The sequence below is a fragment of the Janibacter endophyticus genome (genome assembly GCF_016888335.1).
GTDB lineage: Bacteria > Actinomycetota > Actinomycetes > Actinomycetales > Dermatophilaceae > Marihabitans > Marihabitans endophyticum.
In genome coordinates this window covers 1,520,209-1,532,740 of record NZ_JAFEJG010000004.1, presented here as the reverse complement: position 1 = coordinate 1,532,740, position 12,532 = coordinate 1,520,209, and the positions used below count along the sequence as shown (strand labels likewise).

Annotated in this window: 11 protein-coding genes; 5 read left to right on the top strand and 6 right to left on the bottom strand. The window is 73.5% G+C overall.

Translation table 11 applies throughout. The features are described 5' to 3' along the window. The first annotated feature begins 35 nt into the window (after positions 1 to 35). Positions 36 to 1,964 (top strand): alpha-amylase family protein, encoded by a 1,929-nt coding sequence (locus tag JNO54_RS07455; RefSeq protein WP_307818105.1) that lies wholly within the window; start codon positions 36 to 38, stop codon positions 1,962 to 1,964. On the opposite strand, the gene JNO54_RS07450 is transcribed toward JNO54_RS07455, so the two are convergent. From JNO54_RS07450 to JNO54_RS07435, 4 genes are all read right to left on the bottom strand, one after another. Then, positions 1,955 to 2,761: an HAD family hydrolase gene (locus JNO54_RS07450; RefSeq protein ID WP_204143329.1), complete on the bottom strand. Its 807-nt coding sequence runs from the start codon at positions 2,759 to 2,761 to the stop codon at positions 1,955 to 1,957. The two genes, JNO54_RS07455 and JNO54_RS07450, sit on opposite strands and share 10 nt — an antisense overlap. Then, complete coding sequence (locus tag JNO54_RS07445; protein ID WP_233703206.1) at positions 2,758 to 4,530, bottom strand: proline--tRNA ligase; 1,773 nt, start codon at positions 4,528 to 4,530, stop codon at positions 2,758 to 2,760. The genes JNO54_RS07450 and JNO54_RS07445 overlap by 4 nt, the downstream gene beginning before the upstream one ends. A gap of 66 nt (positions 4,531 to 4,596) precedes the next feature. Then, on the bottom strand, positions 4,597 to 5,349 hold the full coding sequence (locus JNO54_RS07440; RefSeq protein WP_204143327.1) for an SIR2 family NAD-dependent protein deacylase: 753 nt from the start codon (positions 5,347 to 5,349) through the stop codon (positions 4,597 to 4,599). Positions 5,350 to 5,456: 107 nt separating this feature from the next. Beyond that, positions 5,457 to 6,131, bottom strand: a complete 675-nt coding sequence (locus JNO54_RS07435; protein ID WP_204143326.1) for a helix-turn-helix transcriptional regulator — start codon at positions 6,129 to 6,131, stop codon at positions 5,457 to 5,459. 41 nt (positions 6,132 to 6,172) lie between these two features. Between JNO54_RS07435 and JNO54_RS07430 the strand changes: the two genes are divergently transcribed. The 4 genes from JNO54_RS07430 to JNO54_RS07415 are packed head-to-tail and all read left to right on the top strand — an operon-like array spanning position 6,173 to position 10,752. Next, positions 6,173 to 6,460: a DUF2249 domain-containing protein gene (locus JNO54_RS07430; RefSeq protein WP_204143325.1), complete on the top strand. Its 288-nt coding sequence runs from the start codon at positions 6,173 to 6,175 to the stop codon at positions 6,458 to 6,460. Between the two features lie 47 nt (positions 6,461 to 6,507). Further along, a complete protein-coding gene (locus JNO54_RS07425; RefSeq protein ID WP_233703205.1) occupies positions 6,508 to 6,897 on the top strand; it encodes a hemerythrin domain-containing protein in 390 nt (129 codons plus the stop codon). 13 nt (positions 6,898 to 6,910) lie between these two features. Next, a complete protein-coding gene (locus JNO54_RS07420) occupies positions 6,911 to 7,990 on the top strand; it encodes a DUF8744 domain-containing protein (RefSeq protein ID WP_204143323.1) in 1,080 nt (359 codons plus the stop codon). Continuing rightward, positions 7,987 to 10,752 carry a multicopper oxidase domain-containing protein gene (locus JNO54_RS07415; RefSeq protein ID WP_204143322.1) on the top strand — a complete coding sequence of 922 codons (2,766 nt, stop codon included), beginning with the start codon at positions 7,987 to 7,989 and terminating at the stop codon, positions 10,750 to 10,752. Before JNO54_RS07420 ends, JNO54_RS07415 begins: the two co-directional genes overlap by 4 nt. Here JNO54_RS07415 and JNO54_RS07410 read toward each other — a convergent pair. Both JNO54_RS07410 and JNO54_RS07405 read right to left on the bottom strand, forming a co-directional pair. Beyond that, entirely contained in the window at positions 10,742 to 11,677 is a 936-nt protein-coding gene (locus JNO54_RS07410; RefSeq protein ID WP_204143321.1) for a GNAT family N-acetyltransferase, read from the bottom strand. The genes JNO54_RS07415 and JNO54_RS07410 overlap by 11 nt on opposite strands. Before the next feature lie 8 nt (positions 11,678 to 11,685). Beyond that, entirely contained in the window at positions 11,686 to 12,531 is an 846-nt protein-coding gene (locus tag JNO54_RS07405; RefSeq protein WP_204143320.1) for a GNAT family N-acetyltransferase, read from the bottom strand. Between the last annotated feature and the right edge of the window lies 1 nt (position 12,532).

Below are 12,532 nucleotides of genomic sequence, written 5' to 3'. Positions count from 1 at the left end.
GAGCCGTCGGTTCGCTCGGTGGCAGGATCGGTGCCGTGGTCACCCCTTCGCCCGACGCCCTCCGCCGTGTCGCCCCGCGCCGGCTCGAGATGCTCCAGGCCCGCACCGCCCGATGGCTCCCCGACCTCGCCGCCGGGCTCAGCGAGGTCTACGGGGCCGACGCCGCACCGGCACTGACCCAACGGCTGCTCGACCTCGCCACGAGCACCTACGCGACGCGCAGCGAGGAGCTGCACCGGCTGGACCTCGACCGAACCCTCCAGCCCGACTGGCTGCAGGACCCGACGATGATCGGGTACGCGGCGTACACCGAGCGGTTCGGCGGCGACCTGCGCGGGCTGCGGGAGCGCCTCCCCCACCTCGAGTCGCTCGGCGTGCGCTACCTCCACCTCATGCCGCTCATGGCCACCCGCGCGGGCGACAGCGACGGCGGGTACGCGGTGAGCGACTACGGGACCGTCCGCCCCGACCTCGGCTCGATGGACGACCTCGAGGCCCTGGCCACCGAGCTCCGTCACAGGGGCGTCAGCCTCGTCATCGACCTCGTCCTCAACCACGTCGCCCAGGAGCACGAGTGGGCCGTCCGGGCCCGCGCCGGTGAGCAGCGCTACCGCGACTACTTCCACGTCTTCCCCGACCGAACCCTCCCCGACCGCTACGAGGAGGCCCTGCTCGAGGTCTTCCCGGACTTCGCGCCCGGCTCCTTCACCTGGGACGACGACCTCGACGGCTGGGTGTGGACGACCTTCAACTCCTTCCAGTGGGACCTCGACTGGTCCAACCCCGAGGTGCTGCTCGAGCTCGCAGGGGTCGTCCTCGACCTCGCGAACCGTGGCGTCGAGGTGGTGCGGCTCGACGCCATCGCCTTCATGTGGAAGAGGATGGGCACGCTCTGCCAGGGCGAGCCCGAGGTGCACGCGATCACCCAGGTGCTGCGCGCCGTGGCCCGGATCGCCTGCCCCGCCCTGGCCTTCAAGGCCGAGGCGATCGTCGCGCCGAGCCAGCTGCTCCCCTACCTCGGGCAGGGCGCCCGGACCGGCCGGGTCAGCGACCTCGCGTACCACAACACCCTCATGGTCCAGGTGTGGTCGATGCTCGCCAGCGGCGACGTCCGGCTCGCCGCGCACACCCTGGGGACCCTGCCGCCCAAGCCGTCATCCGCCACGTGGATCACCTACCTGCGCTGCCACGACGACATCGGCTGGGCGATCGAGGACACCCTCGCCCACGACGTCGGGCTCAGCGGGCCGGCCCACCGCCACTTTCTCGCCGACTGGTACACGGGTGCCTTCCCCGGGTCGACCGGTGAGGGGCTGACCTTCCAGGAGAACCCCGAGACGGGCGACCGCCGGACCTCCGGCACTGCGGCCTCGCTCATCGGGCTGTCCCAGGCCGAGCGCGAAGGGGATGACGCCGACGGCCCGTCGTCGGTCACCTCGGCGCTGGCGCGGCTGCGCCTCGCGAACGCCCTCGTCGTCGGGTACGGCGGGATCCCGGTCATCTGGTCAGGCGACGAGATCGCCACCCCGAACGACGCCCGGTGGGCCGAGGAGCCCGGCCACGCGTCGGACAACCGCTGGGCGGGACGGCCCCGGCTCGACGACGAGCGGCTCGCGCTCGCCGACGACCTGGGGAGCGTGCCGGGCCGCGCGCTCGCCGACCTGCGCCACCTCCTCGCCACCCGCGCCCGGCTCCCCCACCTCCACGGCTCGGTCGAGACGGTCGTGGGCCCCGTGGACGACCCCGGTGTCCTGGTCCTCGAGCGGCACCACCCGCTCGGCCTCATGGTCCAGGTCGCCAACGTCACCGACGGCTGGCGGCCGTGGCCCGGGCGCCGTGCCCGGGCGCTGGGCGTCGCCGAGGCGCGCGACGAGCTCACCGGGGACCCCCTCCCGTGGGGCGGGGACGACCAGGTGTGGCTCGCCCCCTTCGCCGTCCTGTGGCTGCTCGCCCCTCAGGGCTGAGCGCGCCAGCCCTCGACGACGCCGAGGATCTCGCCCAGGTCCTGCACGGTGGCGTCCGGCTCTACCTCGACGGCGATCTGCTGGTCGAGCGGGATCTCGCTGTGCGGCACCCAGATCGTGCGCATCCCGACCTCCTGCGGTCCGAGCACGTCCTCGAAGAGCCGGTCCCCGACATAGACGGCGCTCGTCGGTGCGACGTCGAGGGCACGGCACGCCGTCTCGAAGGCCAGCGCGTGCGGCTTGGTCACCCGGATCTCGCTGGAGTAGACGTCGGCGTCGATGAGGTCGAGCACGCCGTCGCGCTCGAAGATCCCCCGGTGGTACTCGCGGCTCCAGATGGTGTTGGACAGGACGCCGACCTTGAGGCCGTGCGCCCGCAGGCCCTCCCACAGCGGCCGCACCTGCGGATCGGTCGCCGTGTGCGGCTCCCAGAACCGCCGGTAGGCCGCCAGGGCGAGGTGATGGCGGTCGTGCCAGGGATCGATCCCGGCCGCCCGGAGCACGTCGTCGAGGTGAGCGCTCGCGTGATCGGAGCGCGACCGCTGCCAGGCCTCGTCCTCGGCGGCGAGGATCCGGTCGGCGAGCTCGTGGGCACGCTCGAGGTCGGCATGCGGCACGTCCTCGGAGGCGAAGGGGATGCCATGGATCTCGCGCGCGAAGACCCGCCACTGCTCCCCGAGGTCGATGGAGTGCCAGGGAGTCAGCGTGCCGCCCCAGTCGAAGATCACCGCCTCGACCGGGCCGGGCTCCGGGCGGCCCGGGCTCGGCCTGCGCGGCGTGTCCTCCTCGCGGCTCACCCGCCCCGGACCTCCTGGACGACCTGCGCGACGGCCTCGTCCACCGGCACCTGGCGGGCCTGCCCGGAGCGGCGGTCCTTGAGCTCGACGACACCCTCGGCCAGGCCCCTGCCGACGACGAGGATCGACGGGATGCCGAGCAGCTCGGCGTCCTTGAACTTCACACCGGGGCTGACCTTGCCGGCCCGGTCGTCGTAGAGGACGTCGAGGCCCTGCGCCTCAAGCTGCGCCGAGAGATCGGCAGCAGCGGCGAAGAGCTCCTCGCCCTTGCCGGCGGCGACGACGTGGACGTCGAAGGGGGCGACGCTGCGCGGCCAGACGAGGCCCGCCTCGTCGTGGTTGTCCTCGGCGATGACGCCGACGGCCCGGGTGACGCCGATACCGTATGAACCCATCCAGACGGTGACGAGCTTGCCGTTCTCGTCGAGGACCTTGAGGCCGAGCGCGTCGGCGTACTTCTGGCCGAGCTGGAAGATGTGGCCCATCTCGATGCCGCGGGCCAGGGTGAGCGCCTCGCCGTTCGGGCCGAGGTCGCCCTCGCGGATCTCGGCGGCCTGGATCGTCCCGTCTGCGGTGAAGTCGCGCCCGTGGACGAGGTCGATGACGTGCTTGCCGTGCTCGTCGGCGCCGGTGACCCAGGCCGAGCCCTCGGCAATGCTCGGGTCGAGGAGGTACCGGATCCCCGACGCCTTCTCCCCCCCGAGGACGCCCGGGCCGATGTACCCCTTCGCCAGCGAGGGGTAGGCCGCGAAGTCCTTCTCCTCGAACGCGACGGGGGTCGCCGGCGAGACCTTGGTCTCGAGCCGCTTCGGGTCGACCTCGCGGTCGCCGGGCACGCCGATGGCGAGCGGCTCGCGCCGGCCCTCGGGATGCTCCGCGTCGGCCGGGTGCTCGAGCATGACGATGACATTCTTCAGCGTGTCCGCGGCGGTCCACTCGCGGCCGTCGGCGCGCGGGTGGTCGCGGTTGAGCGCGGCGACGAGGGTCTCGATCGTCGGGGTGTCGGGGGTGTCCTCGACGTGCGCGGGTCCGGCGGTCACCTCGACGGGCGCGGCCTGCGGGATCTCGACAGCCTCGACGTTCGCGGCGTAGCCCTGGTCGTCGCGGACGAAGGTGTCCTCGCCGCCCTCGTTGACCGCGAGGAACTCCTCGCTCGCCGAGCCGCCCATCGCGCCGGAGTCGGCGTGGACGATGACGTACTCGAAGCCGAGCCGGTCGAAGATCTTGACGTAGGCGTCGCGGTGCGCGTCGTAGGACTTCTGCAGCCCGGCCTCGTCGACGTCGAAGGAGTAGCTGTCCTTCATGATGAACTCGCGGCCGCGCAGCACGCCGGCGCGCGGACGCGCCTCGTCGCGGTACTTCGTCTGGATCTGGTAGAGGCTCAGCGGCAGGTCCTTGTAGGAGCTGCAGACGTCCTTGACCGCGAGGGTGAACATCTCCTCGTGGGTCGGGCCGAGGAGCATGTCGGCGCCCTTGCGGTCCTGCAGCCGGAAGAGGTTGGGGCCGTACTCGGTCCAGCGATTCGTCGCCTCGTAGGGCTCGCGCGGCAGCAGCGCGGGGAAGCTCAGCTCCTGGCTGATCTTGTCCATCTCCTCCCGGACGATGCCCTCGACCTTGCGCAGCACGCGCATGCCGAGCGGCAGCCAGGTGTAGATGCCCGGGGCGGCGCGGCGGACGTAGCCCGCACGGACGAGCAGCTTGTGACCCGGGAGCTCGGCGTCCACCGGGTCCTCGCGGAGGGTGCGGAGGAAGAGGTTGGACATGCGCATGACCACGGGGCGTGCTCCTGACGAAGGGGGTGGTGGGTCCTGGGCAGGATATCCCCGCCGAGGAGGTCAGCCGAGGGCGGCGACGAGAGCGGGCAGCGTCGTCGCCGCGCTCCCGCGCACGACGATGTCGCACATGTCGGAGATGTCGCTCTCGTGCGGGTTGATCTCGACGACGGTCGCGCCCGCACCGCGGGCGATCGCCGGCATCCCCGCCGCCGGGTAGACGATGCCGGAGGTCCCGACGACGAGGCAGACATCCCCCTTCGTCAGGGACTCGAGGGCCTCGACGCTCGCCTGGAAGTCGTCCATCGGCAGGTCCTCGCCGAACCAGACGACACCCGGCCGGACGTCGCCGGCGCAGGCCTGGCAGGTCGGCGGGTCGAGCCGCTCGACCGGCTCGCTCGGCACCTCGACCGGTGCGTCGTAGCGGACGCCGCAGTCGCCGCAGCGGTACTCGAAGAGCGAGCCGTGGATGTGCGCGAGGACCTCGCTGCCGGCGCGCTCGTGGAGGTCGTCAACGTTCTGCGTGACGATCGTGACGTCGTGGGTGCGGGCGAGAGCGGCCAGGGCCCGGTGGCCGTCGTTGGGCTCGACGTCGCGGACCAGCCCGACCCGCCACGCGTACCAGGCCCAGACGAAGGGAGGGTCGGCCTGCCACGCCTCGGGGGTCGCCAACCGGGAGGGGTCGAACTCCTCCCACAGCCCGGACTGGGCCTCGCGGAAGGTCGGGACGCCGGACTCGGCGCTCATCCCGGCCCCGGAGAGGACGACGACCTGCTGCGCGCCCCGGAGGGCGGCCGCGGCCTGCTCGACACTCATACGAGGACGGTACCTGCGATCGTGTCGTGCTGAGGTTCGCGGCCCCGGCAGCGAGATCCCGGAGTCCACGGGGGTGGTGGTCGACGAACCTCAGCAGTACCCGACAGTCACGAGGCGGGTCGGCGGCCGTCGGGGAGGCGGAGCAGGCAGGCACCGGGCTCGGCGAAGGGGGTGAGGCTGCCCCCTGTCCCGGGGCCACCGAGGGCGGCGTCGACGCCGTGGACGAGGCCGAGGTGGACCTCGCACACGACCTCGGGGTGGGCGGTCGCGGCCCCGAGGAGCGGGCAGGTGCGCAGCTCGACGACGTTTTCACGCGGCCGGGGCGAGAAGCCGAGCCGGTCGAGGACGTCGAGGACGTCGCCCGAGCCCACGGCGAGGCGCTCCCCCCACCCCCGGCCGACGGCGCGGGCCACCGGGGCCGGGTCGACGCTGGCCACGGCGAGCTGCTCGGCGAAGGCGGCCGCCAGGGCGAGGTACTCCTCGGCGAGATCGTCCTCGGTGGCGAGGGCCGCGCGCCCCGCCGGGGTGCACCCGTAGCGTCGGGACGGGCGGCCGGGTCCGGACGGCTCGGTCCGGGCGCTGACGAGCCCGTCGGCGAGGAGCCGGTCGAGGTGGCGGCGCGCCATGTTCGGGTGCAGCCCCGCGACCTCCCCGGCCTGCGCGGCCGTGCACACCTCCGCGGCGTCCACCGCCGCGAGGACCGCGCGTCGGCCAGGAGGCAGGTCCGGGCGCTCGCCCGGGAGCGGAGTTGCCGCGGGGCCCAGCGGAGGCGTAGTTTTCACACCGTCAGTGTAGTAACTCGATCGACCGAAGGACAGACCCCATGACCAACGATCTCGGCCTCTCCGCCTCGGCCGGCTGCGCGTGCGGCTGCAGCGACACCGGCACCCCGGAGCTCGACGTCCGCACGATCCCCCACGCGATCCGGCACGGCGTCGTCTTCGGCGCCCTCGGCTCGGTCCCCGTCGGCGGCGCGATGGTGCTCGTCGCCCCCCACGACCCCAAGCCGCTGCTCGCCCAGATCGAGGAGCGCGAGGCCGGCGCCATCGACGTCACCTACCTCACCGAGGGCCCCGAGGCCTGGCACCTGCGGCTGGCGCGCACCCGCTGATGTGCTCGTACTGCGGGTGCGACTCGATCGAGAGCATCGGTCGATTCATGGAGGAGCACGGCGAGATCATCAACCGGCTCGGTGAGCTGCGCCGCGCCACCGAGAGCGGTGGCACCGGCGCTCGCGAGCAGGCGGCCGACCATCTCGCCGCGCTCCTCGACCCGCACACCCGCGCCGAGGAGGTGGGGCTCTTCCACGTCCTGCGCGAGGACCCGGAGTTCACCGAGCACATCGACCGGCTCTGCGGCGAGCACACCGGCATCGACGAGCTGCTCGCGGCCGTCCGGGCCGGCGACGCCGCCCGGATGCCCGACCTCGAGCTCGCGCTCCGCGCCCACATCGACCACGAGGACAACGGGCTCTTCCCGGCCGCCGCGATCGCCCTCGCCGGCGGCGACGGCTGGGAGCGGGTCCACGACCTCACCCCGGCTCCCTGACGGCACGCCCGAGATGACCGCACCCAGCCGGACCTGGCTCCTCCTGCCCGGCGGCCTCTGCCTCGCCGCCGGGCTCGTCGGGGCGGTCCTCCTCACCGGGGTGACTCCCCCGTCGGCCGCGGCGCACCTGCCGGACCGGCACGGGATCATCATGACCCTCGGCTTCCTCGGCACCGTCATCGCGCTCGAGCGCTCCGTCGCGCTCCGGCAGCCGTGGGCCCACGCCGCACCCGGCCTCCTCGGCGCCGGGGGCATCGTCCTGGTCGCCGACGGGCCGCGGGCGGCCGGGGCCGTGCTCCTGGCCGCGGGGCTCACCGCCCTCCTCGCCGTCTACGCCCGGCTCTACGACCGGCAGCGCGACGCCGGCACCGCCGTCGAGGCGCTCGGCTCGGCCGCGGCCCTCGTCGCCGTCGTCCTGTGGCTGCGCGTCGACGTCCCGGCGGTCCTGCCGTGGCTCGTGAGCTTCGTCGTGCTCACCATCGCGGCCGAGCGCGTCGAGCTCGCTCGCCTGCAGCTGCCCTCGAGCGCCGGCGGCGTCCTCCTCCTCGTCGGCGTCTCGTTGCTCGGCGCCTGCACCCTCGCGCTGCTGCGCCCGGAGCCGGGCGTCCGGGTCGTCGGGGCCGTCCTCCTCGCCCTCGCCGCGTGGCTGGCCCGGCACGATGTGGCCCGCCGGACCCTCAAGGTCCCCGGCCGCCCCCGCTTCGCCGCCGTCGCCATGCTCCTCGGCTACGCCTGGCTCGTCGTCGGCTCCCTCGTCTGGCTGCTCGGCGGACCGCCGGCGAGCATCCCCGCCTACGACTCCGTCGTGCACTCCGTCTTCCTCGGCTTCGCGATGTCGATGGTGCTCGCCCACGCGACGATCATCCTCCCGGCCGTCATCCGCCGGCCCGTCCCGCACGGGCGTCGCATGTGGGTCCCGCTCGTCGTGCTCCACGCCGGTCTGCTCGTCCGGGTCGGCCTCGGCGACGGGCTCGGCCTCGACACCCCCTGGGAGGTGGGCGCCCACCTCACCGTCGCGGCCCTCGTGCTCCTCCCGCTCACCGTCGTCTCCAGCCTCGTCACACCCACCGCACCGACAGGACGTCTGGCATGAGCACGCCCCCTTCGCCGTCCGGGTCGTCGTCGACCCCCGAGCCCGTCACCTCGGCCCCCGCCGGGGCGAAGGGGGCGGGCGGCCGACCCGTCGACCGGGGCCGGTGGGCGCTGCGCGACCGTCCCGGTGTCGTGTGGCTCGTCCTGGCCGCCCTGCTCGCCCTCGTGCACCCCTTCGTCCCCGAGTCGCGGTGGCTCATGGTCCACCTCGTCCTCCTGGGCGCGGTGACCCACTCGATCGTCGTGTGGAGCAACCACTTCGCCGACGCGCTGCTCAAGACCGGGGGCGAGCCCCGCTCCCTCGTCAACCGGCGCCTCGTGCTGCTCATCGTCGGTGTCCTCGCCGTGCTCGTCGGGGTCCCGACGGCGCTGTGGCCGGTGACGGTCGCCGGGGCGACGCTCGCCTCCCTCGCGGTCGCGTGGCACGGCTGGTCGTTGTGGCGACGGCTGCGGCACGCGTTGCCGGGCCGCTTCCGGGTGACGATCCGCTACTACCTCGCCGCCGCCGCGTGCATGGTGCTCGGCGCCGGTCTCGGCGCGACCCTCGCCCGGGGGCTGACGAGCGAGACCCACGGCCGGGTGCTTCTCGCCCACACCATGGTGATGGTCCTCGGCTGGGTCGGCCTGACCGTCACCGGGACTCTGCTCACGCTGTGGCCGACGATGCTGCGCACCCGCATGGACGAGCGGGCCGAGAGCCTCGCCCGCCAAGCCCTGCCCGCGCTCGTCATCTCCCTGCTCGTCGTCGTCGCCGGCGCGCTCGGCGACGTCCGCCCGCTCGCCGTCGCCGGGCTCGTGGGGTACGCCCTGGCCGTCGGCTGGTGGGGACGTGCCCTGCTGCGCCCGGCCCGGACGGCACCGCCGCGCCACTTCGGCACGTGGTCGGTGACGGCCGCGCTCGCATGGTTCGCCGTCGCGCTCGTGCTCGTCCCGGTCCGGGTCGCGGCCGCCGGGTCGTGGGCCGAGCTCGGGCTGACCTACGGGCGGATCACCTCGGTCGTCACCGTGGGCTTCGCCCTCCAGCTCGTCATGGGAGCGCTCGCCCACCTCGTGCCGGTCGTCCTCGGCGGTGGCGCCTCCGTCGTCCGCGTCGCCCAGGAGCGCCTCGACCGGTGGGGCGTGCTCCGCGTGGCGACGGTGAACATCGGGCTCGTCCTCTCGCTCCTGCCGGTCCCCTCGGCCGTCCGGGTGCTCCTCACCGTGCTCGTCCTCGCGGCCCTCGTGAGCTTCGTGCCGCTGCTGCTCGGCGCGATCCGGGCCGCGGTGCGCACGCGGGTCGCGCTCGCCGGGCAGCCGCGCGGGCTCACCCCGCTCGGGCCCGAGGCCACCGTGTGGTCCCCGGGGCAGCTCGTCGCGGCCGTCGGCGCGATGGCACTCGCGGTCTCGCTCGGCGTCGCCTGGGACCCCGCCGCGGCGGGCGTCCCGGTCGCCGCCGGCGGGTCCGCGGCAGCCGCCGGCGAGGTCACCCCCACCGGCGAGACGACCGAGGTCGTCGTCGAGGCGCACGACATGCGCTTCTCCCCCTCGAGCATCACCGTGCCCGCCGGCAACACGCTCGTCATCGAGCTCGTCAACGTCGACGACCGCTCCCCCCACGACCTCGTCTTCGCCAGCGGCGCACGCTCCTCCCGGGTCGCCCCCGGGGCCCGGGAGCGGATCGAGGTCGGTGTCGTCGGTGCCTCGACGCAGGCCTGGTGCTCGGTCGTCGGGCACCGGCAGATGGGGATGGTCCTCGACGTCGTCGTCGAGGGCGCAGGGGGCGGCGCCGGGGTCTCCGCGGTCGCCGGGTCTTCCGACGAGGCCGGTTCGGGCGACGGCCACCAGGCCGGACCCTCCCCCGCCGACACCACCCCTTCGCCCACGGTCTCGCCCGACGACAGCGTGAGCGAGGACTTCGAGGCCGTGCCCGCAGGGCTGCCTCCGCTGACCGACGAGACCGTGCGCAGGGTGACGCTGACGATCAAGGAGGTCGAGCTCGAGGTGGCCCCGGGCGTGCGGCAGAAGCGCTGGACGTTCGACGGGGCCGTGCCCGGCCCGACCCTGCACGGCCGGGTGGGAGACCGTTTCGAGGTCACCCTCGTCAACGAGGGGACGATGGGCCACTCCATCGACTTCCATGCCGGCTCGCTGGCCCCCGACGAGCCGATGCGCACGATCCCGCCCGGCGAGTCGCTCGTCTACGAGTTCACCGCCGAGCGCGCGGGGATCTGGATGTACCACTGCTCGACGATGCCGATGAGCGCGCACATCGCGGCCGGCATGCACGGCGCGGTCGTCATCGAGCCGCCCGGGCTGCCCGAGGTCGAGCGCAGCTATCTCCTCGTGCAGTCCGAGGTTCATCTCGACGGCGACGGGCGCTCGCCGGTCGTCGAGGTCGACGCACCGGCCGTGGCGGCCGACGCCCAGCCGGACCTCATGACCTTCAACGGGATCGCCCACCAGTACGACCACCGCCCGCTCACGGCACGGGTCGGCGAGCGCGTACGGATCTGGGTTCTCGACGCCGGGCCCAACCGGCCGAGCAGCCTGCACGTCGTCGGCGGTCAGCTCGACACTGTCTACGCCGAGGGCGGGTACCTCCTGCGGCGGGGGCGTGACGCCTTCGGCACCCGCGACGGCGGGAGCCAGGCGCTCGCGCTGCAGCCGGCACAGGGCGGCTTCGTCGAGCTCGTGCTCCCCGAGGCCGGGACCTACCCGGTCGTCACCCACGTGATGGCCGACGCCGAGCGCGGGGCCCACGCGCTGCTGCGGGTCACGTCGTGACGACGGGGCGGGTGACCCGTCGGAGCAGCGCCTCGGCCGCCTCGCCGACCGGCTCCTCGATCTCGCCGGGCAGCAGGTAGCGCGCCCGCGTGCCGTACTTCTTGAAGCCGAGCCGCTCGTAGAGCGAGCGGGCCGGGTTTTTGCTGCCGACGGCGAGCCAGACCCGCTCGGCCCCGCGCTTCTGCATGGCGCGCAGCGTCCGGACGACGAGGTGGGCCCCGACGCCCTTGCCGCGCCAGGCGGGGACGACGCCGACCTCCTCGATCCAGTCCTCGGAGACGGTGACGAAGCCGACGACGTGACCGGTCTTGTCGATCATGACGCGCGACGCCTCGGGTAGGAAGCCCTCCTGCTCACGCAGCCATGCGCCCCAGGCGGTCGCGGCGCCCTTGTCGTAGCCGGGCTGGTCCTGGAAGGACTGCTCGTAGGCCTTGTGGAAGGTCTCGGACAGGTCCTCGGTGAAGGGCAGGCTGACGAGGTCGTCGGCGAGCCGGACGAAAGGGATGTGCTTGAGGTTGTGGCGCATGACGGTCTCGGAGAAGGTCCGGTGCAGGCCGATGTTGGCGAAGAGCTCCTCCGCCTCCGGGCTCACCGACTCCATCACGAGGTGGATCGTTGCGCCCTTGCTGTGCTCGCGGACCCATCGGGCGAGCTCGAGGCCGAGACCCTGGCCGTAGGCGCTGGGGTGCACGAGCCCCGAGGCGGTGAATCCGCCGCGGATGTCCTTGGTCATCGCCACCGCCGCGACGACCTCCTGGAGGTCGTCCCGGCCGACGATGCCCTCGCGCCCGCCGAAGAGCGAGGCGATCCGCTCCGGCGTCGCGAGGTCGGGCAGACCACCGTCCCGGTCGAGGCAGGCCTGCGCCACGGCGACGAGGGAGTCGAGGTCCCCATCGGTCAGTGGTGTCCACACAAGCTGGCTCATCCGTGCTCCTAGAAGAGGATCGTGGCGAAGGTTCCTATGCGCTCCATGCCGATTCGACCGTACGTCGCCAGCGCCGGAGCGTTGTAGTCGTTGACGTAGAGCGTGACGAACGGCGCATGGTCGGCCATCGTCAGCTCGACGACGCTGGCCATCATCGGGGCGGCCAGGCCCTGCCCGCGCAGCCGCGGCGCGAGCCACACGCCCTGGACCTGCGCGCAGCCGACGGCGAGCGAGCCGACGTCGGCCTTGAAGATCACCTCGCCGTGCTCCACGACGACATAGGTCCGGCCCTTGCGCAGGAGCGCCCGCAAGGAGTCGAGGTAGTACGTCGGCGAGCCCTGGTAGGGCGGGTAGCCGATCTCCTCGGTGAACATGTGCTCGGCCGCGGGCAGGACCAGGTCTGCCTCCTGCACCAGCCCAGGGCGGACCCGTGGGTCCAGCTCGACCCCGAGGCTCGACGGGGGGACGCGCATCCCGAGCAGCGGCTGCTCGGAGCGGATCGAGCGGGGTCGCGCGTACGCCTCGCCGACGACGTCCCACAGCCCCATGACCTGGTCCTGGGGACCGAGGAAGGACGCGCACCGGCGCCGCACCTTGCGGGCCCGGTCGGCGAAGGCGGCCCGGGCCGCAGCATCGGTCTCGACGGGCACGACGTTGGCGATCGTCCAGAGCAGCGAGCGCAGCTCGTCGCCGTCGAAGTACCCGGCGACGGCGGTGCTGCCCAGGCCGAGGGCCCCGTCGAGGATGCGGCTCGCGACGTAGACGTTGGCCGCGGGGTCACGCGCGCACAGCTCGAGGGCAGCGTCACGGTCCTCCAGGGTGAGGAGGCGGACGGGTGACCTGGTGCGCAGCACT

Coding starts and splice junctions, on each gene's coding strand:
- JNO54_RS07445 (WP_233703206.1), bottom strand. CDS start 4,530: ATGCGCATGTCCAACCTCTTCCTCCGCACCCTCCGCGAGGACCCGGTG.
- JNO54_RS07410 (WP_204143321.1), bottom strand. CDS start 11,677: ATGAGCCAGCTTGTGTGGACACCACTGACCGATGGGGACCTCGACTCC.
- JNO54_RS07430 (WP_204143325.1), top strand. CDS start 6,173: ATGACCAACGATCTCGGCCTCTCCGCCTCGGCCGGCTGCGCGTGCGGC.
- JNO54_RS07415 (WP_204143322.1), top strand. CDS start 7,987: ATGAGCACGCCCCCTTCGCCGTCCGGGTCGTCGTCGACCCCCGAGCCC.
- JNO54_RS07420 (WP_204143323.1), top strand. CDS start 6,911: ATGACCGCACCCAGCCGGACCTGGCTCCTCCTGCCCGGCGGCCTCTGC.
- JNO54_RS07425 (WP_233703205.1), top strand. CDS start 6,508: ATGGAGGAGCACGGCGAGATCATCAACCGGCTCGGTGAGCTGCGCCGC.
- JNO54_RS07440 (WP_204143327.1), bottom strand. CDS start 5,349: ATGAGTGTCGAGCAGGCCGCGGCCGCCCTCCGGGGCGCGCAGCAGGTC.